We start from the raw sequence: 22,761 nt of genomic DNA, 5'->3' as shown, positions 1-22,761 counted from the left end.
TCCGCACATCGCCAACAGGGAGGGGCTAATGACCGCTAAGACGTCGCTGAAGGCTGCAAGAATGGTCGCGTCGAACCCTGTCGCTGGGAAGCCCGCGCAGCCGAACCTTCTCTCAGGCGGCAACCCCCAGATTGCGTTGGGCTACGGTGATGCTCCCGTGCAGGCCTATATCGCCGCCATGCCGGGCTGGAAGAGCGAGGTCGGACGCCATCTCGACGAGGTCATCACGCGTAACGTCCCCGGCGTGCACAAGGCCGCCAAATGGAACTCGCCGCTCTACGGACTTGAGGGTCAGGGATGGTTTCTCGGCATCCACTGCTTCGCGAAGTACATCAAGGTCGCCTTCTTTCGCGGCGCGTCGCTGAACCCTGTTCCTCCCGAAACGTCCAAGCAGAAGGACGTGCGATACTTCCACATCCGAGAGAACGACCCATTCAATGAGGATCAATTCGCCGCCTGGGTGAAGCAGGCCAGCCAATTGCCCGGCGAACGGATGTAAGCCACTCCCCGGCTTGTCGCTCCCGGTTGAGCAGCGCGCCTAGAGCGGTGCCCCGGACGACGGCTGCGCGCCCGATCCGATGCTGCCGGTGGTGTCCTCCTGTTTCGGCAGGAGCGCCGGAACGATGCCGTCCGCGACGAGCGTGTGAAGCTGGCCGATGTAGTTGTCCTCCCGTGACGGCTCCGTCGGGTCGGATGTCATGGTGACCGTCAGTCCGAGGCTCGGGATCACGTAGAGCATCTGCCCGCCGAATCCCCAGGCGTAATGCGCCTTGTGTCCACGCATGTCGCGCATGAACCAGCCATAGCCGTAAGAGTCGCCGGTGAAGGGGGATGAGGTACGCGGGGTCCAGGATTCCCTGATCCAGTTCTCCGGCACCACGCGCTTGCCGTCGATCATGCCGCCCTGGCGGTACATCTCGCCGAAGCGGTGCAGCGCACGCGGCGAGAGCGCCATCTCGTTGCCGCCGAGATAGATGCCCTGCGGATCGCGGGTCCAGGGCGCAACGTCGATCTCCAGCGGCTCGCCGAGCCAGTCGCGGGCAAGCTCCAGGGTGCTGCGCTTCGAGGCGCGTGTGAGCGCGGCCGAGAGAAGATGCGTGCTGCCGGTGGAATAAAGCATGCGCCCGCCCGGCTCATCCACGAACGGCCGTGAGAGCGCATCCCTCACCCAGTTGCCGCTGCTGATCCAGGCGCCGTAATTCCGGCCCGAGGTGCGCTCCAGCCCGGCCTGCATGGAGAGCAGATGCCCGATGGTGATCTGCCTCACGCGCGGATCGGCGTCGTCCGGGATGCTCTGTTCCAGGATCGACGCCACCGGCTGGTCGACACCCTGCAGCACCTCCCGCTCGATGGCGATGCCGACAAGCGCCGACATGATGGTCTTGGAGGCCGACTTGATGTTCGTCGGGCGGTCCAGCCGTGTGCCGCCGAACGCCTGCTCGGCCAGGGCGGTTCCGTTGTGGGTGACGATGAGCGAGCGCAGGTTGGGCAGATCCCTGGCGCGCTCGACCGTCTCCTCGATCAGCCGGGTGTCGGGGGCTGCCGACGCAGGGGAGGCGGGCTGAGCCCCGGCACCGATGCTGCCGGCGACCAGGAGCACGAGCGACAATCCGGCGTTCCGGAAGCCGGAGTAAAGGCGAGAAGGCATGCTGGTTCTGATATCCCGTTATTGCCGAACAAGATTTGAGATGAGCCTGCGTTCCTCGCCCGCACTCCGCCACACGCCAATGTGAGCCGCACCCCCATGCACGGGAGCGGCCTCAGCCCTGCGCCTGCGACATTTGTTCTCCGCCGTATGAAGCATTATTTTGCGACCCTAATCGTAAATACAAGGCAATCCACATGTTGCAATCGTGGTTTACGCGCCCGCTCTGGCAGCGGGTCGCGGTGGGCTTCGCCCTCGGCATTGTCGCGGGCGTCCTCGCCGGCGAGCAGGCGGCAATCTGGTTCAAGCCGCTCGGCGACATCTACCTGAACCTCGTGCGGATGATCGTGATCCCGCTTGTGTTCTTCACCATCACCTCCAGCGTGGCGAGACTGGCGGAAGCGGGCAACGTGGCTCGCTTAGGCCTGCGCACCCTGTTCTGGTTCGTCGCCACCTCGGCAATCGCCGTACTGGTGGGCCTCGCGTTCGGCCACCTGATCGACCCGGGCCTTGGCCTGTCGAACCTGCCGCTGGGCGAGGTGAAGCCGCGCACCATCCCGACGCCGCTTGAGGTGCTGATCGGCATCGTGCCCACGAACCCGATCAAGGCCATGGCCGACACAAACGTGCTGCAGGTGCTGTTCTTCTCCGGCATCGTCGGCGCGGCCCTCGTGTCGCTTGGCGAGAAGACCGCCGGCATCCGCAATCTGGTCGATCAGGGCGCGGCGCTCGTGTTCCGCATCACCCGCTGGGTGCTGCAGCTCACGCCCATCGGCACCTTCGGGCTCATCGCCTGGGTGGTCGGGCGCTACGGCCTTGCCTCACTGCTGCCGCTTGGCAAGTTCATCGCCGCCATGTACCTCGCCTGCCTGTTCCACATCATCGTGGTTTATGGCGGCCTCCTGAAGCTGCACGGTCTCAAAGCCGGCCGCTTCTTCCGTGGCGCGCTGCCGGCGATGCAGATGGCCTTCGCCACCTCGTCGAGCCTTGCAACGCTGCCGATGTCGCTTCGCGTTGCGGTGGAGAAGCTCGGCGTGCCGCAGAGCTATGCCAGCTTCGCGGTGCCGCTTGGCGCCAACGTGAAGATGGACGGTTGCGGGGCGATCTATCCGGCCATCGCGTCGATCTTCATCGCGCAGTATTTCGGGCTCGACCTCACGCTCACGCAGTACGTGCTCATTGGCCTCACGGCGGTGCTCGGTTCGCTCGGCACAGCCGGCGTGCCCGGCACCTCCATCGTGATGCTGACGCTGACCTTGAGCACCGCCGGCCTGCCATTGGAGGGCATCGGCTACATCGTGGCCATCGACCGCGTGGTCGACATGATGCGCACCATGACCAACGTCACCGGCCAGGTTCTCGTGCCCGTGCTCGTGGCGAAGGAGGAGGGCGTTCTTGATCAGGCCGTCTATGACGGCGCAATCGAGACACGCACGCCTGCCCGCGAGACGGTTCTGGTCGCAGCCGAATAAGGGACTAGGACAGCCAATCAACAAAAAGGCGGGCCTGAAAGCCCGCCTTTTTCTTTGCCGATGAATGTGAACTCAGAACAGAAAGTCCGAGGCACCGATCAGCGAGACCTTCACGTTGAGCAGCGCAATCGACTGTCCGTCGGCCTTGATGATCACGTCATCTGCCTTGCCGTCACCGTCGCCGTGGCCCTTGGCGATGCTGAGTTCGCGGAAGCTCAGGCCGTTGCCGCGCAGCTCGATGCGGTCGACGCCGTTCCTGAAGTCGGCAACCTTGTCCGCGCCCCATTTCCCGGCGAAGCGGAAGGTATCGGCACCGCCGCCGCCGCTCAGGAAATCGCTGCCCGCGCCGCCCGTCAGGACGTCCTTGCCGTCGCTGCCGTAGAGCCTGTCGTTGCCGGCTTCGCCCAGGAGCCTGTCGTTGCCGGCTTCGCCCAGGAGCTTGTCGTTGCCGGCTTCGCCCAGGAGCTTGTCGTTGCCGGTGCCGCCATAAAGCTTGTCGTTGCCGGAGCGGCCGTAGAGCGTGTCATTGCCGCCCAGGCCCTTGATCGTGTTGGCCGCCGCGGTGCCTTTGATCGTGTTGGCCGCTGCCGTGCCGCTGGTCGTATCGCTGCCGGTGGGGGCTCCCGCCGGGTCGATGAGATCGAGCTTCACGTTCGCCGACCCGATGGTCACCTGCTTGGTCACCGGGGAATAGCCGCCGCCCGAGAAAGTCACATTGTAGGTGCCTGCCGCCAGGGCGAGGCTGTAGCCGCCGCCGCTCCCGGTGGTGGTGGTGAACGTGGCTCCGGACGCGCTGACGGCCGACACGGTAAGGCCGCCCAAGCCCTCGCCGATGTCGTAGAACCGGTCGCCGTCCTTGTCGTCCATAGTGACGCCGGTGAGGAAGGCCTTGCTTCCCGAACGGGCGAAGTTCTGCGTGACGAAGGCCGCGTCCCAGGTCAGGTAGCTGCCGGTCTCAAAACCGACGCCGATCTCCTGGAAGTTGGCGTTGAGAATGTTGGCCTTGTGGCCTGGGCTGTTCATCAGGTTGGTGTGCAGGAGTTCCACCTCGTCCTGCAGCCCTGTCGGGCTCCGGAGGCTCGCCCAGGCGATGTTCTCGCCCGAGGCATAGGATCCGGTGAAGCTGTAGCCGGCGTTGATCATCCGCTGATGTGCGGACGAATTGCCCAGCCCCGTATGGGAGAAAACATCGGCCGAGATCATCCAGTTGCTGTGCGCATCCGCCGATTCGTTGAGATCGCCGTTGAAGGCCAGCGGCTGGGCGCCGGCCGTCGCGCGCTCCCGGTTCACCAGTTCGAGCATCAATTGCTCGTAGGACGTTGCCTGAGACATGAAATACCCCTTGTTCCAAATCGGTTGTCCCGGTTGCCGGGCTTATTGCTTGGTTTTCGCTCTTATCGACGAAATGGGAAAAAGTTGTGACCCATGCGATACTATGTTGCAGGTGAGCCGGGCTCAGGCAGGAGCAGGAGCCTGACCCGCCTGCGCCGTAGCCCTGGATTGCAGGATGGGCAGGGGATCGGCACCCCGATATGGGCTATAGGAGGAGCGGAAACGCTGCAGAAGGTCCGAGCCCTAGGTCGGTCCCATCAAGAAGAACCCGCGATGGACACGAAAACACCCGTCATGCCCGCTGCCCCCCTCCAGATCGCTGCCGAGAGGGTTGCGGTGCCTGTGCTCGCCGCCATCAGCGTGTCCCACCTGCTGAACGACCTAATCCAGTCGCTGCTTCCGGCGATCTACCCGATCCTGAAGGACAATTACCGGCTCGATTTTGGCCAGATCGGCCTGCTGACGCTCACCTTCCAGATGAGCGCATCGCTGCTGCAGCCGCTGGTCGGCACGTTCACGGACCGCAGGCCGCAGCCCTTCTCCCTCGTGGTCGGCATGGGCTTTACTCTGGTCGGCCTGTTGACGCTCTCGCAGGCTCATTCCTATCCGCTGCTTCTCCTCGGCGCGGCGCTTGTCGGCATGGGCTCGTCGGTGTTTCATCCGGAATCCTCCCGCGTCGCCCGCATGGCCTCGGGCGGGCGGCACGGGCTGGCGCAGTCGGTGTTCCAGGTCGGCGGCAATGCGGGCACGGCCCTGGGGCCGCTGCTTGCAGCCTTCATCGTGGTGCCGTTCGGACAAGGCAGCATCGCCTGGTTCTCCGCCGTGGCGCTGCTCGCCATGCTGATCCTGTTTACGGTCGGGCGCTGGTACCGGGACAAGCTGGTGGAGCTTAAGGCTAAGCCGAAAGCCCCTGAGAGGACATCTTCCTTCTCACGCGGGCGTATCGTCTTGTCGATCACGATCCTGATGCTGCTGGTCTTCTCGAAGAACTTCTACATGGCGGGGCTCACCAGCTACTACACCTTCTACCTGATCGCGAAGTTCCAGGTGTCGGTGCAGGATGCGCAGGTGTATCTCTTCATCTTCCTCGGAGCTGTGGCAGCCGGTACGCTGCTCGGCGGTCCGGTCGGCGACAGGATCGGCCGGCGCTACGTGATCTGGATCTCGATCCTCGGGGTACTGCCGTTCACGCTCCTGCTGCCCTATGCCAGCCTGTTCTGGACCGCAGTGCTGAGCATCGTCATCGGTGTAGTGCTCGCCTCCGCCTTCTCGGCGATTCTTGTCTACGCAACGGAGCTCGTGCCCGGCCGCGTCGGCATGATCGCTGGCCTGTTCTTCGGCCTGTCATTCGGCATGGGTGGCCTGGGCGCCGCGGCCCTGGGTCAGCTCGCCGACATGACGAGCATCGAGACCGTCTACAAGGTGTGCTCGTTCCTGCCGGCGATTGGATTGCTCGCGTACTTCCTGCCGAAGATTGAGAAAGCGCGCGTTTGAGGTGAGGTTGGCCCTGTCAGAGCAGGGCCTCCCTCGCGGCGCTCTCAAGCGCCTTCATCATCGCCCGGTACGGCCCTGGCCCATGGCTGATGCGGGCAACGCCGAGTTCCGCAAGGCGCGCAGCCGGCGGCATTGCTGCGTTGAACATGACATTCACCGGCAGGGGAGAGCTTTCGACGATGCGGGCGATCAACCTCTCATTGACGAGCCCAGGCACGAAGAAGCCATCCGCGCCGGCATCGGCATAGGCGCGCCCGCGTTCGAGCGCCTCCGCGACGAGGCCTTCATGCGCGTCCGCCGGGGCAGCGAGAAACACGTCGGTGCGCGCATTGAGGAAGGCGGGAACGCCCAGCCTGTCGGCTGCATTCCTCGCGCCTTTCAGCCGCGCAGCCTGTTCGGAGATCGGGCGCAACGGTCCGGTCTCACGCGCGCTGTCCTCGAGATTGCAGCCGATGGCGCCGGCCTGCACCGCGCGGGCAACGCTTGCGCCGGCTTCCTCGGGGTTGCTTCCATAGCCGCTCTCCAGATCGATGGTCACCGGAAGATCGGTGGCGGCCGTGATGCGCTCCAGATTGGCCAGCGCCAGATCGAAGGGCATATGCTCGCCGTCCTCGAAGCCATGCGCCGCTGCGACGGACCAGCTGCCGGTTGCGAGCGCTTTCGCACCGCTTGCGCCCACGGCTTTCGCGGTGCCCGCATCCCAGACATTGAACAGGATGACCGGGTTGCCCGGAACGTGCAGCGCCTTGAACGTCTGGGCCTTCGTGACTTGATCGGACATCTGTAACCTCAAGGCTGTGATTGTGATGTTACCATACGCTGCTCATGGTTCAGCAGCCATTGCTTGCGCCAGATCTTGCCGCCGTAGCCGGTCATGGATCCGTCGGCGCCGATCACCCGATGACAGGGAATGATGATCGCCACCTGATTGGCGCCGTTCGCCCGCGCCACCGCCCGCGCCGCCTCGGGGCGATCCATCGCGCGGGCAAGCGCGCCATAGCTGCGTGTCTGACCGACCGGGATTTGCTGCAGAGCATTCCAGACATTGGCCTCAAAAGCCGTGCCCTTCTGAACGACAGGTATGGTGAACGCCGTCAGCCGGCCAGAGAAGTATTGCTCCACCTCACCGGCGAGCCTGTCGAGCATCGGGTGATGCCCGAAGCGGATCGGCCCAGCACGCTCGCGCAGCCGTTTGATCTCAGTGGGAAGCGCTTTGCGCTCGGCGAATTCGAGCAGGTGGACGCCCGCATCGTCCACCACGGCGAGCATTGCGCCGATGGGCGTGTCGAGCCATTGCGCCGTGAGGATCTGGTGCGCCGTCATGCGTGTCGGCGCATCGCCGATGAGCCGGCTGACAGCTTCGCGAAAGCCGCTGCCGGATTCGTAGCCGGCATCGAGCTGCGCATCCATCACCGAGCCGCCCTGCTGCAAGGTGCCGACGGCAAGCCCCAACCGCTGCGACCGGGCATATTGCGCGAAGGTGACGCCGTATTGGCGCTGAAAGGCGCGGCGTACCGTCGAAGGATCGTAGCCCAGCACCTTCAGGTCGCCCGCACTCCACCGCCGGTCGGGCTCCGCCTTGATACGGTCTTTCAGCGTCTGGAGGGCCTCGCTCGCAGGCGGCTTGATGTCGAGGGGCCTGCAGCGGAGGCACGGACGAAAGCCCGCCTCCTGGGCCGTGTCCCTGCAGGCGAAGAACACGACGTTCGTGCGCTTCGGCTTGCGGGCCGGGCAGGTTAAACGGCAGAAGATGCCGGTGGTCTTCACGCCCACATAAGCGAACCCTTCGTAGGAGGGATCGCGGGCGATCAGGGCGGCAAACAGAGTGTCGTCGTCACGAAGCAGTTGCATGACGATGTTTTAGCGCAGGAGCCGGACCCGTGTCGCCGGAAACGAGGCGTCTATTTCTCGACTGCCGACCTTATTGCCAGGCATAGTTGAAGCTGATGCTGATGCGCTCGGACTCCGCCTCATTGAGGGGTACCTCATGGCGCAGCCAGCTTTCCCACAGCAGCACCGTGCCTGGAACCGGCTTCATATAGGCGAACTGCCGATTCTCGGTCTTGGCCTTGGCCTTGCGCGGTGGGGCCGCCATCATGAAGCCGAGACGCGGGTCCTCGAGCTTGAGGGCGCTCGCTCCCTCGGGAATCGTCACGTAATAGGTGCCGCTGATCACCGAATGCGGGTGGATGTGCGAGGTGTGGATGCCGCCGGGGGGCAGGATGTTGATCCACAGGCTGTCCATGACGAGCTTGCGGCCCTGGAGGTCGTATTCAAGCTCCTTGGCGAAGGCCGCCACGTGCTTGTCGATCTCCTTCAGGAGGTCGCCGAAAACCGGGACCCGCCAGGGCAGGTCGTTGAGGGATGCATAGGACGTGTAGCCCGGATAGCCGTGCTTGGCGCACCAGCGCTGGCCGGCCTCGTCGTCCTCGGCAATGGACAGGGAGGCTGCCTCAAGCTCGGCGTTGCGCTGCTCGGCCTTGGAGCCGGTGAGCTCGGCGCGGTAGACTTTGGTGACGAAAAGCGTATCGATGCTGGCCATGGCTCGGCTCTATTACGGGGGCTGCCGTCTGTCAAAATGCTTGCCCGATTGAGGCGCATATCAGCTTTTCCCAGCGATTACCTCCCCGCGCCTTGAAGGTTCCGGGGGAACAACACACCTTGGCCTTATGACGCTTCCTCCCGCCACAGCCTTCTCGGACGATCTCCTGACTATGGCCAAGAGCCTCGACACGGAGAGCCTGTCGCGGGTCGTTGCTCTGCGCGACTGGCTCGTGACCGTCGCGGCCCGCATGGAAGATGCGAACGAGGTCCTCTCCGGCTTCCTCAACCGGCTGATCGATCTGGGCCTGCCGGTCGACCGGGCCGTCTCGGCCATCGAGGCGCTCCACACGGAATATGCCGGCATCGGCCGGTTCTGGACCCGGGAGGAGGGCACGGTCGTGCGATACCTGCCCCACGGGGATCGTCGCGAAGCCGTCTACCAGGCAAGCCCCTTCGCCTATGTGAACCGCACCGGCGAATGGCTCATCCTGGACTTGGACGAGACCGCCGACGATCTCTTCGCCGTCATTCCGGAGCTGAAGGAGGCGGGCTATCGGCAATATGTGACGGTCCCGGTCCTGTTCACCAACGGAGCCGAGAATGCGGTCTCGTTTGCCACCCGGACGCCGGGCGGGTTCGGTCCGCGAGAGCTGACGATCCTGCGCTTGGTCATGCCGTCCTTTGCTCTCGTCACCGAGCTGCGCGCAACCAGCAATCGCCTCGACCAGGTACTGCGCATCTATGTGGGCGACGATCCTCACAAGGCGATCCTCTCCGGCGCCATTCAGCGCGGGCAGGTCACGCGCATCCGCTCGGCCATTCTGTTCGCCGATATGCGAGACTACACACATATCTCGTCGACGCTGAGTCCCGAGAGCGCGGTCGAGCTGCTGAACACCTATTTCGACTGCCTCGTGCCGCCCATCGAAGACGAGGGCGGCGAGGTGCTGAAATATCTGGGCGATGGTGTGCTGGCGATCGTGCGCGACAAGGGTGACGACACGGGCGGCGCGGCGCAATCGGCGCTCACGGCCGCCACCAATGCCCTTCGCCGCATCGAGGCGGCGAACAGCGAGGGGCGCTTCCCCGTGCCGATCAGCGTGGGTTTCGCCCTCCATCACGGCGATGCAGCCTATGGCAATGTGGGCTCCGGCCAGCGCCTCGATTTCACGGTGATCGGACGCGACGTGAATCTCGCCAGCCGCATCGCCGAACTGAACAAGCGCCTGGGCGAGCCGCTGCTCATGTCGAAGCCGTTCGTGGAGCACCTGTGGGGCAATCCTGCGCCGCTCGGAGCCCATGCGGTGGAAGGCTTTGCAGAAGCCATCGAGGTCTACCGGCCGTAAGCGAGCCTCGCTCTCTTCCCGAAAACGAAGAAGGAGCCTCAAGGGCTCCTTCAACACGTCGGTAACAATCTTTACTGATTGGCGTAGCGGAATTCCGGAGCGTTCTCGAGCTGCTCCTTCGTGGCATTCGGCAGGATGGCCCGTTCCGGATAGTCGCGCATCCGATCGCCCGCGGTGACCTGATAGCCGGTGCCGACTGTGCCCGTCGTCTCGGGCTGCTGCATGGTGTTGCTGGTCATTGCGGTATTCGTGCCGGCCGTGTTGGCCGAGCCCGCCGCGCCCATCGTGGTGGAACCAGTCGTCCCGGCTGCGCCAGGCGTGCCTGTCGTTCCCGCGACGCGGTCTTGACTCTGCTGCTGCCACTGGATGACATTGTACGGCACAGCAACGCTGCGCTCGCCCATGCCGAGGAAGCCGCCGACGCCGATGACCACGGCTTCGACCTGTCCCTGGCGGTTTACGAGAACTTCGCTGATGTCGCCGATCCGCTCGTCGTTCTGGTTGTAGACGTTGACCCCTTCCAGCCGCGATGCACGCCACAGATCGGAGCGGTTCTGCGTGATGTACTGAACCTCGCTGCCCTGCATGGCAGTTCCAGCGCCCTGGTTCATGGGCGCTTGCATGGTGGTGCCGCTGGCAGGTGCCTGGCCTTGCGGCTGGGCCGGCGCTTGAGCCTGTGCGAAGGCCGGAGCGGCCAGGAGCGTGCTCGCAATCAGACCGAGACCGATACGGTTCATCATATTTTCTTTCCTCTCGATTAAAGCCCTGACGGGCCTGCTAGTCGAACGGAAGGGACGGCTCTAGGTTGCGCTCTGCTCCTCTTAACGTGATCCTGCTCTGCTGCACCGGAGAGCGCTCAGCATATCCGTCCGGGAAGCGCATCAGCTTCCGGACAGTTGCTCGCGGCCGTGCGGTGCATCGAGATCCAGGAACGGTCCGGCGGGCACGATGCCGGTGGGATTGATGGTCTTGTGGCTCTCGTAATAATGCCCTTTGATATGCGCCATGTTGACCATCTCGGCGATGCCGTCCGTCTGGTAGAGGTCACGCAGGTAGCCGGAGAGATGCGGATAGTCCGCAATCCGGCGCAGGTTGCATTTGAAATGCCCCACATAGACGGCATCGAAGCGCACCAGCGTGGTGAACAGCCGGATGTCGGCCTCGGTGAGCCTGTCGCCGCAGAGATAGCGGCGTGAGGACAGCCGCTCGTCGAGGTTATCGAGCGCCTCGAAGAGCGGGCGCACGGCCTCCTCATAGGCCTGCTGCGTCGTCGCGAAGCCAGCCTTGTAAACGCCGTTGTTGACGTGATCGTAGATGCGTGCGTTCAGCGCGTCGATCTCGGGTCGGAGATCTTCAGGATAGTAGTCGCCGGGTTTGGCTCCGATGCTGTCGAAGGCCGCGTTCATCATGCGGATGATCTCGGCGGATTCGTTGTTGACGATGGTGCCCTTCGCCCTGTCCCAGAGCACCGGCACCGTCACACGCCCTGAGTAGTCGGATTTGGCGGCCGTGTAGACCTGATGCAGGTAGCGGGCTCCATGGATGGGATCCGGAACGACGCCGGGACCCTCCTCGAACGTCCAGCCGTGTTCAAGCATGCGCCAATGCACGACAGAGACGCCGATCATTGCCTCCAGGCCTTTAAGCTTTCGAATGATCAGGGTGCGGTGCGCCCAGGGGCAGGCGAGCGATACATAGAGGTGATAGCGCCCGCTCTCGGCCGCGAAGCCGCCTTCGCCCGTTGGGCCGGGAGACCCGTCCGCCGTGACCCAGTTGCGGAAGACGGCATTCGTCCGCACGAAGCGGCCGCCCGTGCTCGTGGTGTCATACCACCGGTCCTGCCAGACCCCGTCGACAAGCAGCCCCATCTCTTCCTCCACCGCTCATGAGATCAGACAGATGGTCGGATTCCGGCTGGATCAAGAGCCTGCTGGCAACATACGGTAGACGGGTAGCTACCATTGGGCCAGGCACAAGCGTCTCAAAGTATCAGAGATGGTGGTGGGCCCGGCAGATAGGCCAACTAACTTGATCCGAAAGGATGATTGCGCTCAAAGATCGACGTTATCTATGGCGCTTAAGCCGGACTCTTGAGTACGGGCCTTCCTCAGAATGGATTTGATGTACTCCTTCACCATCGGTTCGGCTAGGCCGAGTTCCGATGCAATCGTGCCAGATTGCGCTCCTTCTTTCAGTCGCCAAAACACAGCGGTCTCAGTCGTGGAAAACCTGCAAGTGTCAGGAAGAGGCATTCTGATGATTTTTGCTGTCATGATGTGCGCTCAAGAAGGGCGGCGAGTTCTCGGACGTAGTTCTCCCGACGTTGATGGTGCCTAGATCTAAGCATGGCTAAGGCACGATCTTTGGCGCTCGTATTTGGCAAGGTAGCGACGAAGTTGTGTCGCTCCCGCTCATACTGATCGTCAATCTCCTTCAGAATAGACCGGAGTGACTTCACAAGAGGATGATCCTCTACAGTTGCAGCAAAGCCTCTAGCCTTGTCGCTCGAAGCTGCGCTATTTGCATTCTGAGAAGTCATTCCCCGCTCCCATGGAACGCCACTTTCATCATCTGATCCCATGAAGAACTTTCCTTATGGCGTCTGTCGGGAATGCGACAAAGCGAACATATTCGAAAGTGTTTGGCATTAAATGCCGCATGAAGCTGCTAAAACAGCCAAGTTCTGCCTTGTTAAACATCAGGCTGACGAGTTGGGATGAGGCAGCAAACGATTAAATACTTTTCTTATGCTCACGTGACACTCACACGCTGCTTCTTCGAGACCATGACGATCCAAGATCGCGATGGCCCCTCGGCGTTGGTTGATCAGGCCTTGGGCTTGGAGCCTGCCGAGAACCGCGCTCAATGTGGATCGCTGGACGGAAAGCAGTTCGGCCAAGAACTCGTGGGTGAGGGGAACAACCTCTTGGTTCACCCGATCCTGCATGTTCAGGATCCAGCCACAGCACCGCTCTTCGACACTATGGGCGGCATTGCACGAGAGAATCTGGAACGTTCGGGCAAGCAGCGCCTCGCCATATCGCATGATGATCTGACGAATGCCGGGTCGTGTATTCCGAATCTGGTTGATTTGCTCAAAGGGAATGCGTGATGCCGTTCCTGGCACATGCACGATGTAGCGCCCGAAGGACTCGCGGGTCACAAGCGCACTGAGTAAGCCGAACATGCCCTCACAGCCGAAGTTTGCCACTTCGACAGTGCGGCCATCCTCTAGAACATTGACCAGAGAGACGATGGCATCATGAGGGAAATAGGTGTGGCGGATGAAGTCGCCTGTTTCATAGATCACCGTCCCTCTTCGTAAGGCGACAATCTCCAAGTGAGGTTCGAGGTAGGCAAAGTCGTCTGGATCAAGTGCGGCCAGAAGCCGATTGGACCTGTGATTCTTCGCCTTCCGTGCCTGACTCATGTAAGAAGACCATAGCCGTCTACTGAACTCGGTCCATTAGTGAATAGGATTTCGAGCGCAAGCGGCAACTTACCTCCTACTTAAGAGATAACGTTCCGCCCTCACGAATCTGTGAGTGCAATCAGCCATGGTTCACAATGCCCGATCAAACGAGGTGCTAACTGTCGCTAATCAGTGTCGCTAATGACGCTAAACACTCACCTAAGTCATTGACTCTAATAGGTGGTGGGCCTGGCAGGACTCGAACCTGCAACCAGACCGTTATGAGCGGCCGGCTCTAACCATTGAGCTACAGGCCCTTCCGGAGAAGGAGGGTCGCCTTCTACCAGGAGGAAATGCTTCCTCCTTGGCCGGTGCCGGAGCATGCCCGGCACCCTCTCATGTTCCTGTAATACATCGCGCGCCCCGTCAAGCCGGTTCTGTCATGGCCATCCGGTCCTGGCTGTCGCACAGCCTGTCGCCTGCATTTAGATCCCTAGGGAGCGGCAGCGGTCCAGGATTGCCCTCTGGAATGCTCCTCGTGTTAGGTTTGCAGACGATTGGGAGCCTGCGATGACCGGACGAGCCGAAAAGACCAGCCACCTTGTCCGTGGGCTGCGGAGCCCCAATGCCGAAAAAACGGTTTCGCTGGCCCTGCAGGGCGGCGGGGCTCACGGCGCCTTTACCTGGGGCGTTCTCGACTATCTGCTGGAGGACGGTCGCCTCGCCATCGAGGCGATCACCGGCGCCAGCGCCGGGTCCATGAACGCGGTAGTCCTGTTCGAGGGCTGGATCGATGGCGGTCGGGACGGCGCCCGCGAGCAACTTCGTACGTTCTGGCAGCGCGTGAGCCTGGACGGCAGCCTGTCGCCGGCTCAGCGCTCGCTTTTCGATCGCATGCTGAGCTTCTGGAGCGTCGGCGGGGCCACGACCCATCTGTGGCTCGATGCCTGGTCGCGGGTGGCGAGTCCTTACGATCTGAACCCGCTCGACATCAATCCTTTGCGGGATGCTCTCAGCGAGCTGATCGATTTCGACCGGGTGCGCGCCTGCACGGATGCAAAGCTCTTCATCGCGGCGACCAATGTTTGGTCCGGAAAGATCCGGATTTTCACCGGTCCCGAACTGACCGTCGATCATGTTCTCGCCTCGGCCTGCCTGCCCATGATCTTCAAGGCCGTCGAGATCGACGGCGAGCCCTACTGGGATGGAGGCTATTCCGGCAATCCTGCGCTGTTTCCGCTTTACTACGAGACGCATTCTGACGATATCGTTCTCGTCCAGATCAACCCGATCGAACGCCGCTCGACGCCGCAGAGTGCCCGTGAAATCCAGAACCGTCTTACGGAGATCACGTTCAACGCCAATCTGCTGCAGCAATTGCGGGCCGTCGATTTCGTCACGCGTCTGATCGACGAGGGCAAGCTCTCGACACAGGACTACAAGCGGGTGCTGATGCACCGGATTCACGGCGGCGAGAAGCTTGATGAATTCACCGCAGCCTCGCGCCTGAGCGCCAAGTGGGAGTTCTTCGAGACGCTTAAGGATCTGGGTCGGGAAGCCGCTCGGAACTGGCTTGAGGAGAATTACCAGCACGTTGGTCGGAAAAGCACTCTCGATCTGCCTAGCGCTTATTCCTGATCGGGTGCGGATCGCGCCTGACGACAATCGGCGAGAGGGGGGCGAGAGCGCAGTCTGGCGCCCCACTCAGGAAAGGCTCCACCCTTGCGGGTGGAGCCTTCTGTTGATCAGCTGCGCTTCGGCGGGTTGGCCGGCCAGCTCTTGATGAGCGTGTCGTAATCCACCGTCTCGCCCTTCGGCTTCTCGTTCGCCAGCTTGCGCTGAGGCGCGATAGTGCCGGCGGCTTCGGCCTTCTTGAACCATTCCTCTGCTGAGGTTTTCGGGTTCATCTTCGGGCCGCACTCGCCCTGCACGTTGGCGCGCTCGAGACGGGTGAGCACGTCGTCCTGTGCGGCGGCGAGAGAGTCCATCGCCTGCTGCGGTGTCTTGGCCCCGGAGGCCGCATCGCCGATATTCTGCCACCAGAGCTGCGCGAGCTTCGGGTAGTCCGGGATGTTGTTGCCGGTGGGCGTCCACTGCACGCGGGCAGGCGAGCGGTAGAACTCCACGAGACCGCCGAGCTGTGGTGCGCGATCCGTCATCGACTGATGCCAGATGTCGCTCTCACGGATGAAGGTGAGACCCACATGGCTCTTCTTCAGCGAGACCGTCTTGGAGGTCACGAACTGCGCGTAGAGCCAGGCGGCCTTGCGGCGCTCGACAGGCGTGGACTTGAGCAGCGTCCACGATCCTGCGTCCTGGTAGCCGAGCTTCATGCCCTCTTTCCAGTATGCGCCCTTGGGTGAAGGAGCCATGCGCCATTTCGGCGTGTTGTCCGCGTTCACCACCGGAAGACCCGGCTTCACCATGTCGGCCGTGAAGGCCGTGTACCAGAACATCTGTTGGGCGATGTTGCCCTGCGCCGGCACCGGACCGGACTCGGAGAAGGTCATGCCCGCGGCCTGCGGAGGGGCATATTTCTTCAGCCAGTCGAGATACTTCGTGATCGAGTAGACGGCTGCAGGCCCGTTGGTGTCGCCGCCGCGCTCGATGGACGAGCCGACCGGGCGGCAGCCTTCCATGCGGATGCCCCATTCATCGACGGGCAGTCCGTTCGGAATGCCCTTGTCGCCGTTGCCGGCCATGGAGAGCCACGCATCGGTGAAGCGCCAGCCGAGCGAGGGGTCCTTCTTGCCGTAATCCATGTGGCCGTAGACCTTGACGCCGTCGACTTCCTTCACGTCGTTGGTGAAGAACTCCGCGATGTCCTCATAGGCCGACCAGTTCACCGGCACGCCGAGATCGTAGCCGTACTTGGCCTTGAACTTCTCCTTGATGTCCGGACGCTGGAACCAGTCGTAGCGGAACCAGTACACGTTCGCGAATTGCTGGTCCGGCAGCTGGTACATCTTGCCGTCCGGAGCCGTGGTGAAGGACTTGCCGATGAAGTCGTTGATGTCCAGCGTCGGCGAGGTGACGTCCTTGCCTTCGCCCGCCATCCAGTCGTCGAGCGCCACCGCCTGCTTGTAGCGGAAGTGGGTGCCGATGAGGTCGGAGTCATTGACCCAGGCGTCGTAGATGTTGCGGCCCGACTGCATCTGTGTCTGGATCTTCTCCACCACGTCGCCTTCCTGGATCAGGTCGTGGGTGAGCTTGATGCCGGTGATTTCCGAGAATGCCTTGGCAAGCGTGCGCGCCTCGTATTCATGGGTCGTGATGGTCTCCGAGACCACGTTGATCTCCATGCCGGCGAAGGGCTTGGCCGCATTCACGAACCATTCCATCTCCTTCAGCTGCTCGTCCTTCGAGAGCGTGGAAGGCTGGAATTCGCTGTCGATCCAGCGACGGGCTTCTTCCATGCCGGCGAGAGCGGCGCCGGTGCCGAGTGCCATGGCGAGGGCGCTTGTCGAGACGAAGAGTTTCAGGCGCCGGTGTGATTGGGTGAGTTTCATTCTTGTCCTCCCAGATAACCCCATAGCCAGCTTGCCTGCCGGTCTTGTCCCTTCCGTTCGGATGAACCGAAGGTCTTGAATTGTCGCTCCTTATACGTAGCGGAACACTGCCGCCGCATAGAGAAGCGAAAGCGCAGACGCCCACCACAGGTCAGGCCCGACAAGTCCGAGCCAGGCGAGGTGGATGAAGGCGGAGCCGAGAAGCGAGATGAAGAGCCTGTCGCCGCGCGTGGTGGGGATGCGCAGGATGCCGACCCGCTCCGTCTCGGGTCGATAGATCGCCAGCCCTGTCATGATCAGCAGCAGGCTCGCGATGGCCGCAAAGAAGAGGCCGGTCTGCCACGTCCAGGCCATCCAGGCGAGATCAGCCATGGGCGCCTCCTTTGGACCTGTCGGAAGCACTCACCACCGGGCCAGCGGAGATTACGGACAGGTACTTCACGATCCCTTGCAAATGGTGGCAGGCATGGTCCACGACCATGCCAATGTCATCGGAGTGGAAGGCCTCCCTTTCCTTACGGAGATCGGCAATGTCATCGCTCAAAGAGCCGACTTGCGGCTCTGGCTGACGCGAGAAGTCGTAAGCCTCCTCATAAAATACATCCCAGTAGCCTTCCTGCTCAACATCGATCTGACTGATGCCTCTCATTTCAAGCACATCGCAAATCGTGTTCATCCATCGCCGTATTTCGCTGACGGCAATCTTCTGATGCGTCATCACACCCTCCCCAGGGCAAAGCCCTTGGCGATGTAGTTGCGGACGAACCAGATCACGAGCGCGCCCGGCACGATGGTCAGCACGCCGGCAGCCGCCAGGAGACCCCAGTCCATGCCGGCGGCCGAGACCGTGCGCGTCATGGTGGCGGCGATGGGCTTGGTGTCCACCGAGGTCAGGGTGCGCGCCAGCAGCAGCTCGACCCAGGAGAACATGAAGCAGAAGAAGGCCGCCACGCCGACGCCCGAGGCAATCAGCGGCATGAAGATCTTGATGAAGAAGCGCGGGAAGGAATAGCCGTCGATGGCGGCGGTCTCGTCGATCTCCCGCGGCACGCCCGACATGAAGCCTTCGAGAATCCAGACGGCGAGCGGCACGTTGAACAGGCAATGGGCGAGGGCCACGGCCCAGGGCGTGTCGAAGAGGCCAATGGCCGAGTAGAGGTTGAAGAAGGGAAGCGCGAACACCGCCGGCGGCGCCATCCGGTTGGTGAGCAGCCAGAAGAACAGGTGCTTGTCGCCAAGAAACCTGTAGCGGGAGAAGGCGTAAGCCGCCGGCAGCGCGAAGGCAATCGACAGCACCGTATTGATGAGCACATAGGTGAGCGAGTTGATGTAGCCCGAGTACCAGCTCTCGTCCGTGAAGATCTTGATGTAGTTGTCGAAGGTGATCTCGCGCGGCCAGAGGGTGAGGCCTGAGGTGATCTCCATGTTGGTCTTCAGGCTCATGTTCAGGAGCCAGTAAATCGGCAGCATGAGAAAGAGGAGGTAAAGGGTCATCACCACCACCCGCCCGGTCACCCTTGGGCCTGACAGGGCGCGGTTTGCAGCCTGAGGAGCCGCAATAGACTTTGTGTCCGAACGGCCGACGGCAATGGTTCCGCTCATGCTTCAATTCTCTCGCGCTCGGCATCCACATTGGTCATGACGGTGTAGAAGACCCAGCAGATAGCGAGGATGATCAGGTTGTAGACCAGCGACATGGCCGCGGCCTTGCCGAGGTCGAACTGTCCCAAGGCCAGCTTCACCAGATCGATGGACAGGAAGGTAGTGGCGTTGCCCGGACCGCCGCCGGTGAGCACGAAGGGCTCGGTGTAGATCATGAAGGAATCCATGAAGCGCAGCAGCACGGCGATCAGCAGAACGCGCCGCATCTTCGGCAGCTGGATCGTGCTGAACACGGCCCAGCGCGAAGCTCCATCAATGCGGGCGGCTTGGTAATAGGCATCCGGAATGGATTTCAGACCGGCATAGCAGAGGAGGGCGACGAGGCTCGTCCAGTGCCACACGTCCATGACGATGATCGTCACCCAGGCGTCGATGGGGTCGCCCGTATAGTTGTAGTCGATGCCGAGGCGGTTGACGACCCAGCCGAGGAGGCCGATGTCGCCGCGGGCGAAGACCTGCCAGATGGTGCCGACCACGTTCCACGGAATCAGCAGCGGGATCGCCATCAACACGAGGCAGAGCGCCACCGTCCAGCCCTCGCGCGGCATGGACAAAGCCACCGCGATGCCGAGCGGCACTTCGATCAGCAGGATGATGGCGGAGAACAGCAGCGTGCGCATGAGCGAGGACAAGAACTGCTCGCCGAGCTGGCTCGACGGATCGAGCAGCTCCTGGAACCAGCCGATGCCGTTCCAGAAGAACTGGTTGTTGCCGAACGTGTCTTGGACCGAATAGTTCACCACCGTCATCAGCGGCAGGATCGCCGAGAAAGCCACGATCGCGAAGACGGGCAGGACGAAGAACCAGGCCCTGTTGTTGAGGGGCTTCGTCATGCCGCGTGCCCTCCGGTGGCTTCGCCCGCAACCAAGTGGCCGTTGGCATAGATATGCACGTGGTTCGGATCGAGCACGAGCGAAGCCTCATTCCCTTCGATGGAGATGCCGTCCGGAATGCTTGCGGCAAGAGGGCGGCCGCTCATCTCCACGCGGGCGATGCGTGCGCGCCCGATATCGTCGATGCGCCGTATCTGAACGGGCAGGCCCGCCCCCTTCGGCTGGAGCCGCACGAATTCCGGCCGGATGCCGAGCTCGATGCGCTCGCCGTCGGAGAGGGTGCGGTAGGTGCGCCTAAGGGAGATCAGGCTGGTGCCGACGAAAGCGGTGGCGCCCTCGACCCTGCAGGGCAGGATGTTCATGCCGGGCGAACCGATGAAGTGGCCCACGAAAGTATGGGCTGGGCGCTCGAACAGCTCGTCCGGAGTGCCGGTCTGCACCACGGCGCCGTCATGCATGACCACGACCTTGTCGGCAAAGGTGAGCGCCTCGGTCTGGTCGTGCGTCACGTAGATCATGGTGATGTCCAGCGCCCGGTGGATTTCCTTCAGGGTGGAGCGCAACTGCCACTTCAGGTGCGGATCGATCACAGTGAGCGGCTCGTCGAACAGGATCGCCGCTACGTCGGGCCGCACGAGGCCGCGGCCGAGGGAGATCTTCTGTTTCATGTCGGCCGTGAGATTGCTCGCCTTGCGGTCGAGCACGCGGGTGAGGTCGAGGAGACTGGCGATCTCCTCCACCCGCCGGGCCGTTCTCTCGCGGGACACGTTCCTGTTCTTGAGCGGGAAGGCGAGGTTCTCGCGAACAGTCATCGTGTCGTAGACGACGGGGAACTGGAACACCTGCGCGATGTTGCGGGCTTCCGTCGACAGGTCCGTCACGTCGAGGTCGTCGAAGAGCACGCGTCCGCGGGTCGGGCGCACGAGACCGGAGATGATGTTGAGCAGGGTTGTCTTGCCGCAACCCGAAGGACCCAGGAGGGCATAGGCGCCGCCCTGGCTCCAGACGTGGTTGATCTCCTTGAGGGCGTAATCCTCCGCCGTGCGGGGATTGGCCTTGTAGGCGTGGGCGAGATGATCGAGCGTGATGCGGGCCATGGGTCTTTCTCACGCTGCTTTCTGTGTAGGGTCTGCAGCGGCTAGGCGGCCATCCGCATCGAAGAGGAAGAGGCGGCGGGGATCGAGATAGGCGGTCACGGAAGATTTCGGCTCCAAGCGCCTCACGCCAGGCACCAGGGCCACGAAGCGGTGGTCGCCCGAGTCGAGATGCACGTAGCTCTCCGAGCCCGTGATCTCGGCCACGGACACGGTCGCGGGAATCGTGATCTCATGGGTTCCCGTCGGCTCAAGGGTGAGATGATGGGCCCGGAAGCCGACCGTGTACTCACCGTCGGGAACGCTGGCGAGTGGCCCGATGGCAGGAACCTGCCCGCCGGTGCTGAAGGCTGCAGTGCCATCGGTCTTGCGGGCTTTCAGGGTATTGAGCGGCGGATCGGAAAAGACCCGGGCCGTGACGAGATCATGCGGCTGGCGATAAACCTGCGGGGTTGGTCCGAACTGAGTCACCCGTCCCTGGAACAGGGTGACCGTGTTGCCGCCGAGCAGCAGGGCCTCCGAGGGCTCGGTCGTGGCATAGACGAAGATGGCGCCCGAGGCCGCAAAGACCCGCGGCAGTTCCTCGCGCAGTTCCTCGCGTAGCTTGTAATCGAGATTGGCCAGCGGCTCGTCGAGAAGGACGAGGTCGGCACGTTTCACCAGCGCCCGCGCGATGGCGGTCCGCTGCTGCTGCCCGCCGGAGAGATTGAGCGGCTTGCGGTCAAGATATGGCTCGAGCTTCAACAGCTTGGCGGCATCGCGCACGCGTGCATCGACCTCGCTCCTGTCGACGCCGGAGACACGCAAGGGCGAGGCGATGTTCTCATAGACGCTGAGCGACGGATAATTGATGAACTGCTGGTAGACCATCGCGACGCTGCGCCGTTGCACGGGCCAGCCTGTTACATCCTTGCCCTCGATCAGAACACGGCCGCTCGTCGGCGCATCGAGCCCGGCCATGAGGCGCATGAGCGAGGTCTTGCCGGCCAATGTCGCCCCAAGAAGCACGTTGAGCGAGCCGCGCTCCAGGGTGAGGTTGACATCCTGGATATGGGTGGAGGCTCCGACCTTCTTCGAGACGCCATCAAGAACGAGTGTCATCGGCACTTCCCTGGAGGTCGAGCTGCAAAGGAGAAGAAGAGAATGAAAGGGTTGATGCCGATCCGCTTTGACAAGGCCGTGGAGGTGCGGGCATTCCGTATCCGGCAAAGTTTATCCCGGCGACACGTTTGGTCGCGTCATGGGCTTTGCCGTGCCCGTATGCGCCATCCCTCACCGCGACGCACAGCGTCGCCGTTGTCTGCGGAACCAAGAGCGCTTCTCCCGACTGCCGACCCTCCGGGTCTGATCTGTCGTTGTTGTTATGGTGAAGGTATCTTGCCCTCTGGCCGAAAGCAACCGGGTGGTACTGGGTCCGGAACTGGTCTTTGAGTGGACTGAGAGTACTCTATCAAACGACGCCTGCTGCAAGTCACGGCAAGCCATTGAACTCTCGCGTCCTTCGGGAGTTCAAGCCTATGCGCCGGGTTCACTCGTCTCGAGCGGTGGCCGGTTGAAGGCCGTTACACCTGCGAAAGAGAGCGCCATGCCGGATACATCCAGACCACTCGCCATCGTCACCGGAGCCTCAACCGGCATCGGGTATGAGCTTGCCAAGCTCTGCGCCGAGAACGGCTATGATCTGCTGATTGCGGCCGATCAGGCTGCCATTCGCGACGCTGCGAAGGATTTCGAATCTCTCGGCGCCGCTGTCGATGCGCTTGAGGTTGACCTTGCCACCATCGAGGGCGTCGACAAGCTCTATGCGGCTGTGAAAGGCCGCCCGGTCGGCGCGCTCCTGGCCAATGCGGGGCACGGGCTCGGGCATGCGTTCCTGGATCAGGACTTTGCCCAGGCGCGCCATGTGATTGACACCAACATCACCGGTACGATCTATCTGATTCATAAGGTCGGGCGTGACATGCGGGAACGCGGTGAGGGGCGCATCCTCATCACCGGTTCCATTGCCGGCTTCATGCCGGGCTCGTTCCAGGCGGTCTACAACGGCACCAAGGCCTTCATCGATTCCTTCTCGTTCGCGTTGCGCAACGAGTTGAAGGATGCTGGCGTGACGGTGACCTGCCTCATGCCCGGCGCCACCGACACCGAGTTCTTTGAGCGCGCCGACATGCTGGATACGCAGGTCGGGCAGGACAAGAAGGACGATCCGGCCGATGTGGCCAAGGTCGGCTTCGATGCCATGATGCGCGGCGATGGCGACGTGGTGAGCGGGTGGAAGAACAAGTTCACCACCGTTCTGGCCTCCGTGACTCCGGCAGGCATGCTGGCACAGCAGCACCGCAAGATGGCCGAGCCCGGATCCGGGAAGAAGTGAACGTAATCCTGCTGCGTTCACGCTGTCTCTCGTGCATGCCGCGT

The 22,761-nt window shown here is 62.5% G+C and carries 22 protein-coding genes and 1 tRNA gene; 6 read left to right on the top strand and 17 right to left on the bottom strand.

What is annotated here, in order from left to right:
* Positions 1–28 precede the first annotated feature (28 nt).
* Positions 29–499, top strand: a complete 471-nt coding sequence (locus JQC81_RS12705) for a DUF1801 domain-containing protein (protein ID WP_203272176.1) — start codon at positions 29–31, stop codon at positions 497–499.
* 39 nt (positions 500–538) lie between these two features.
* On the opposite strand, the gene JQC81_RS12700 is transcribed toward JQC81_RS12705, so the two are convergent.
* Complete coding sequence (locus JQC81_RS12700; RefSeq protein ID WP_203272175.1) at positions 539–1,648, bottom strand: serine hydrolase domain-containing protein; 1,110 nt, start codon at positions 1,646–1,648, stop codon at positions 539–541.
* Positions 1,649–1,842: 194 nt separating this feature from the next.
* On the opposite strand from JQC81_RS12700, the gene JQC81_RS12695 reads away from it, so the two are divergent.
* A complete protein-coding gene (locus JQC81_RS12695; RefSeq protein ID WP_210347153.1) occupies positions 1,843–3,117 on the top strand; it encodes a dicarboxylate/amino acid:cation symporter in 1,275 nt (424 codons plus the stop codon).
* Between the two features lie 72 nt (positions 3,118–3,189).
* Here the strand turns inward: JQC81_RS12695 and JQC81_RS12690 are convergent, their stop codons facing one another.
* Positions 3,190–4,449, bottom strand: coding sequence for a CAP domain-containing protein (locus JQC81_RS12690; protein ID WP_203272174.1), 1,260 nt, complete (start codon positions 4,447–4,449; stop codon positions 3,190–3,192).
* A 294-nt stretch (positions 4,450–4,743) separates the two neighbouring features.
* On the opposite strand from JQC81_RS12690, the gene JQC81_RS12685 reads away from it, so the two are divergent.
* The gene (locus JQC81_RS12685) at positions 4,744–5,943 is read left to right on the top strand and encodes an MFS transporter (protein WP_246520391.1); all 1,200 of its coding nucleotides are present in this window, start codon (positions 4,744–4,746) and stop codon (positions 5,941–5,943) included.
* A gap of 16 nt (positions 5,944–5,959) precedes the next feature.
* Here JQC81_RS12685 and JQC81_RS12680 read toward each other — a convergent pair whose 3' ends face one another.
* The 3 genes from JQC81_RS12680 to JQC81_RS12670 all read right to left on the bottom strand — a co-directional run bounded on the left by JQC81_RS12680 (position 5,960) and on the right by JQC81_RS12670 (position 8,485).
* Positions 5,960–6,724, bottom strand: a complete 765-nt coding sequence (locus JQC81_RS12680) for an isocitrate lyase/PEP mutase family protein (RefSeq protein ID WP_203272172.1) — start codon at positions 6,722–6,724, stop codon at positions 5,960–5,962.
* Positions 6,725–6,732: 8 nt separating this feature from the next.
* Positions 6,733–7,794, bottom strand: coding sequence for a bifunctional transcriptional activator/DNA repair enzyme AdaA (locus JQC81_RS12675; protein WP_203272171.1), 1,062 nt, complete (start codon positions 7,792–7,794; stop codon positions 6,733–6,735).
* Between the two features lie 70 nt (positions 7,795–7,864).
* The gene (locus JQC81_RS12670) at positions 7,865–8,485 is read right to left on the bottom strand and encodes a TIGR02466 family protein (protein ID WP_203272170.1); all 621 of its coding nucleotides are present in this window, start codon (positions 8,483–8,485) and stop codon (positions 7,865–7,867) included.
* A 127-nt stretch (positions 8,486–8,612) separates the two neighbouring features.
* Here JQC81_RS12670 and JQC81_RS12665 point away from each other — a divergent pair, with 127 nt between their 5' ends.
* Positions 8,613–9,833: an adenylate/guanylate cyclase domain-containing protein gene (locus JQC81_RS12665; protein WP_203272169.1), complete on the top strand. Its 1,221-nt coding sequence runs from the start codon at positions 8,613–8,615 to the stop codon at positions 9,831–9,833.
* Between the two features lie 71 nt (positions 9,834–9,904).
* On the opposite strand, the gene JQC81_RS12660 is transcribed toward JQC81_RS12665, so the two are convergent.
* The 5 genes from JQC81_RS12660 to JQC81_RS12645 all read right to left on the bottom strand — a co-directional run bounded on the left by JQC81_RS12660 (position 9,905) and on the right by JQC81_RS12645 (position 13,562).
* A complete protein-coding gene (locus JQC81_RS12660; protein ID WP_203272168.1) occupies positions 9,905–10,573 on the bottom strand; it encodes a PRC-barrel domain-containing protein in 669 nt (222 codons plus the stop codon).
* A 141-nt stretch (positions 10,574–10,714) separates the two neighbouring features.
* The gene (locus tag JQC81_RS12655; protein WP_203272167.1) at positions 10,715–11,701 is read right to left on the bottom strand and encodes a glutathione S-transferase family protein; all 987 of its coding nucleotides are present in this window, start codon (positions 11,699–11,701) and stop codon (positions 10,715–10,717) included.
* Between the two features lie 183 nt (positions 11,702–11,884).
* Positions 11,885–12,085, bottom strand: a complete 201-nt coding sequence (locus JQC81_RS34330; protein WP_376772401.1) for a LuxR C-terminal-related transcriptional regulator — start codon at positions 12,083–12,085, stop codon at positions 11,885–11,887.
* Positions 12,086–12,531: 446 nt separating this feature from the next.
* Complete coding sequence (locus JQC81_RS12650; protein ID WP_203272166.1) at positions 12,532–13,263, bottom strand: Crp/Fnr family transcriptional regulator; 732 nt, start codon at positions 13,261–13,263, stop codon at positions 12,532–12,534.
* 223 nt (positions 13,264–13,486) lie between these two features.
* Positions 13,487–13,562 (bottom strand) — tRNA-Ile (locus JQC81_RS12645).
* A gap of 253 nt (positions 13,563–13,815) precedes the next feature.
* Here JQC81_RS12645 and JQC81_RS12640 point away from each other — a divergent pair.
* The gene (locus JQC81_RS12640; protein ID WP_203272165.1) at positions 13,816–14,883 is read left to right on the top strand and encodes a patatin-like phospholipase family protein; all 1,068 of its coding nucleotides are present in this window, start codon (positions 13,816–13,818) and stop codon (positions 14,881–14,883) included.
* Positions 14,884–14,990: 107 nt separating this feature from the next.
* Here JQC81_RS12640 and JQC81_RS12635 read toward each other — a convergent pair whose 3' ends face one another.
* The 7 genes from JQC81_RS12635 to JQC81_RS12605 all read right to left on the bottom strand — a co-directional run bounded on the left by JQC81_RS12635 (position 14,991) and on the right by JQC81_RS12605 (position 21,444).
* Positions 14,991–16,694 carry an ABC transporter substrate-binding protein gene (locus JQC81_RS12635; protein ID WP_246520389.1) on the bottom strand — a complete coding sequence of 568 codons (1,704 nt, stop codon included), beginning with the start codon at positions 16,692–16,694 and terminating at the stop codon, positions 14,991–14,993.
* A 150-nt stretch (positions 16,695–16,844) separates the two neighbouring features.
* Positions 16,845–17,126, bottom strand: coding sequence for a DUF2160 domain-containing protein (locus JQC81_RS12630; protein ID WP_203272163.1), 282 nt, complete (start codon positions 17,124–17,126; stop codon positions 16,845–16,847).
* Complete coding sequence (locus JQC81_RS12625; RefSeq protein ID WP_203272162.1) at positions 17,119–17,472, bottom strand: hypothetical protein; 354 nt, start codon at positions 17,470–17,472, stop codon at positions 17,119–17,121. Before JQC81_RS12625 ends, JQC81_RS12630 begins: the two co-directional genes overlap by 8 nt.
* The gene (locus JQC81_RS12620) at positions 17,472–18,248 is read right to left on the bottom strand and encodes a carbohydrate ABC transporter permease (RefSeq protein WP_203272202.1); all 777 of its coding nucleotides are present in this window, start codon (positions 18,246–18,248) and stop codon (positions 17,472–17,474) included. Before JQC81_RS12620 ends, JQC81_RS12625 begins: the two co-directional genes overlap by 1 nt.
* 104 nt (positions 18,249–18,352) lie before the next feature.
* Positions 18,353–19,249: a carbohydrate ABC transporter permease gene (locus JQC81_RS12615; RefSeq protein WP_203272161.1), complete on the bottom strand. Its 897-nt coding sequence runs from the start codon at positions 19,247–19,249 to the stop codon at positions 18,353–18,355.
* Entirely contained in the window at positions 19,246–20,346 is a 1,101-nt protein-coding gene (locus JQC81_RS12610) for an ABC transporter ATP-binding protein (protein ID WP_203272160.1), read from the bottom strand. The genes JQC81_RS12615 and JQC81_RS12610 overlap by 4 nt, the downstream gene beginning before the upstream one ends.
* Before the next feature lie 9 nt (positions 20,347–20,355).
* Positions 20,356–21,444 (bottom strand): ABC transporter ATP-binding protein, encoded by a 1,089-nt coding sequence (locus JQC81_RS12605; RefSeq protein WP_203272159.1) that lies wholly within the window; start codon positions 21,442–21,444, stop codon positions 20,356–20,358.
* A 484-nt stretch (positions 21,445–21,928) separates the two neighbouring features.
* On the opposite strand from JQC81_RS12605, the gene JQC81_RS12600 reads away from it, so the two are divergent.
* A complete protein-coding gene (locus JQC81_RS12600; protein ID WP_203272158.1) occupies positions 21,929–22,717 on the top strand; it encodes an SDR family NAD(P)-dependent oxidoreductase in 789 nt (262 codons plus the stop codon).
* The last annotated feature ends 44 nt before the right edge of the window (positions 22,718–22,761 follow it).

The sequence above is a fragment of the Microvirga arabica genome, from assembly GCF_016811235.1.
Taxonomy (GTDB): domain Bacteria; phylum Pseudomonadota; class Alphaproteobacteria; order Rhizobiales; family Beijerinckiaceae; genus Microvirga; species Microvirga arabica.
This window is presented reverse-complemented; position numbering and strand designations above follow the sequence as displayed.

What these genes read in the sequence shown, in the direction of transcription:
- JQC81_RS12705 (WP_203272176.1), top strand. Translation starts at nt 29, where the DNA reads ATGACCGCTAAGACGTCGCTGAAGGCTGCAAGAATGGTCGCGTCGAAC.
- JQC81_RS12700 (WP_203272175.1), bottom strand. Translation starts at nt 1,648, where the DNA reads ATGCCTTCTCGCCTTTACTCCGGCTTCCGGAACGCCGGATTGTCGCTC.
- JQC81_RS12695 (WP_210347153.1), top strand. Translation starts at nt 1,843, where the DNA reads ATGTTGCAATCGTGGTTTACGCGCCCGCTCTGGCAGCGGGTCGCGGTG.
- JQC81_RS12690 (WP_203272174.1), bottom strand. Translation starts at nt 4,449, where the DNA reads ATGTCTCAGGCAACGTCCTACGAGCAATTGATGCTCGAACTGGTGAAC.
- JQC81_RS12685 (WP_246520391.1), top strand. Translation starts at nt 4,744, where the DNA reads ATGCCCGCTGCCCCCCTCCAGATCGCTGCCGAGAGGGTTGCGGTGCCT.
- JQC81_RS12680 (WP_203272172.1), bottom strand. Translation starts at nt 6,724, where the DNA reads ATGTCCGATCAAGTCACGAAGGCCCAGACGTTCAAGGCGCTGCACGTT.
- JQC81_RS12675 (WP_203272171.1), bottom strand. Translation starts at nt 7,794, where the DNA reads ATGCAACTGCTTCGTGACGACGACACTCTGTTTGCCGCCCTGATCGCC.
- JQC81_RS12670 (WP_203272170.1), bottom strand. Translation starts at nt 8,485, where the DNA reads ATGGCCAGCATCGATACGCTTTTCGTCACCAAAGTCTACCGCGCCGAG.
- JQC81_RS12665 (WP_203272169.1), top strand. Translation starts at nt 8,613, where the DNA reads ATGACGCTTCCTCCCGCCACAGCCTTCTCGGACGATCTCCTGACTATG.
- JQC81_RS12660 (WP_203272168.1), bottom strand. Translation starts at nt 10,573, where the DNA reads ATGATGAACCGTATCGGTCTCGGTCTGATTGCGAGCACGCTCCTGGCC.
- JQC81_RS12655 (WP_203272167.1), bottom strand. Translation starts at nt 11,701, where the DNA reads ATGGGGCTGCTTGTCGACGGGGTCTGGCAGGACCGGTGGTATGACACC.
- JQC81_RS34330 (WP_376772401.1), bottom strand. Translation starts at nt 12,085, where the DNA reads ATGCCTCTTCCTGACACTTGCAGGTTTTCCACGACTGAGACCGCTGTG.
- JQC81_RS12650 (WP_203272166.1), bottom strand. Translation starts at nt 13,263, where the DNA reads ATGAGTCAGGCACGGAAGGCGAAGAATCACAGGTCCAATCGGCTTCTG.
- JQC81_RS12640 (WP_203272165.1), top strand. Translation starts at nt 13,816, where the DNA reads ATGACCGGACGAGCCGAAAAGACCAGCCACCTTGTCCGTGGGCTGCGG.
- JQC81_RS12635 (WP_246520389.1), bottom strand. Translation starts at nt 16,694, where the DNA reads ATGGCACTCGGCACCGGCGCCGCTCTCGCCGGCATGGAAGAAGCCCGT.
- JQC81_RS12630 (WP_203272163.1), bottom strand. Translation starts at nt 17,126, where the DNA reads ATGGCTGATCTCGCCTGGATGGCCTGGACGTGGCAGACCGGCCTCTTC.
- JQC81_RS12625 (WP_203272162.1), bottom strand. Translation starts at nt 17,472, where the DNA reads ATGACGCATCAGAAGATTGCCGTCAGCGAAATACGGCGATGGATGAAC.
- JQC81_RS12620 (WP_203272202.1), bottom strand. Translation starts at nt 18,248, where the DNA reads ATGACCCTTTACCTCCTCTTTCTCATGCTGCCGATTTACTGGCTCCTG.
- JQC81_RS12615 (WP_203272161.1), bottom strand. Translation starts at nt 19,249, where the DNA reads ATGACGAAGCCCCTCAACAACAGGGCCTGGTTCTTCGTCCTGCCCGTC.
- JQC81_RS12610 (WP_203272160.1), bottom strand. Translation starts at nt 20,346, where the DNA reads ATGGCCCGCATCACGCTCGATCATCTCGCCCACGCCTACAAGGCCAAT.
- JQC81_RS12605 (WP_203272159.1), bottom strand. Translation starts at nt 21,444, where the DNA reads ATGACACTCGTTCTTGATGGCGTCTCGAAGAAGGTCGGAGCCTCCACC.
- JQC81_RS12600 (WP_203272158.1), top strand. Translation starts at nt 21,929, where the DNA reads ATGCCGGATACATCCAGACCACTCGCCATCGTCACCGGAGCCTCAACC.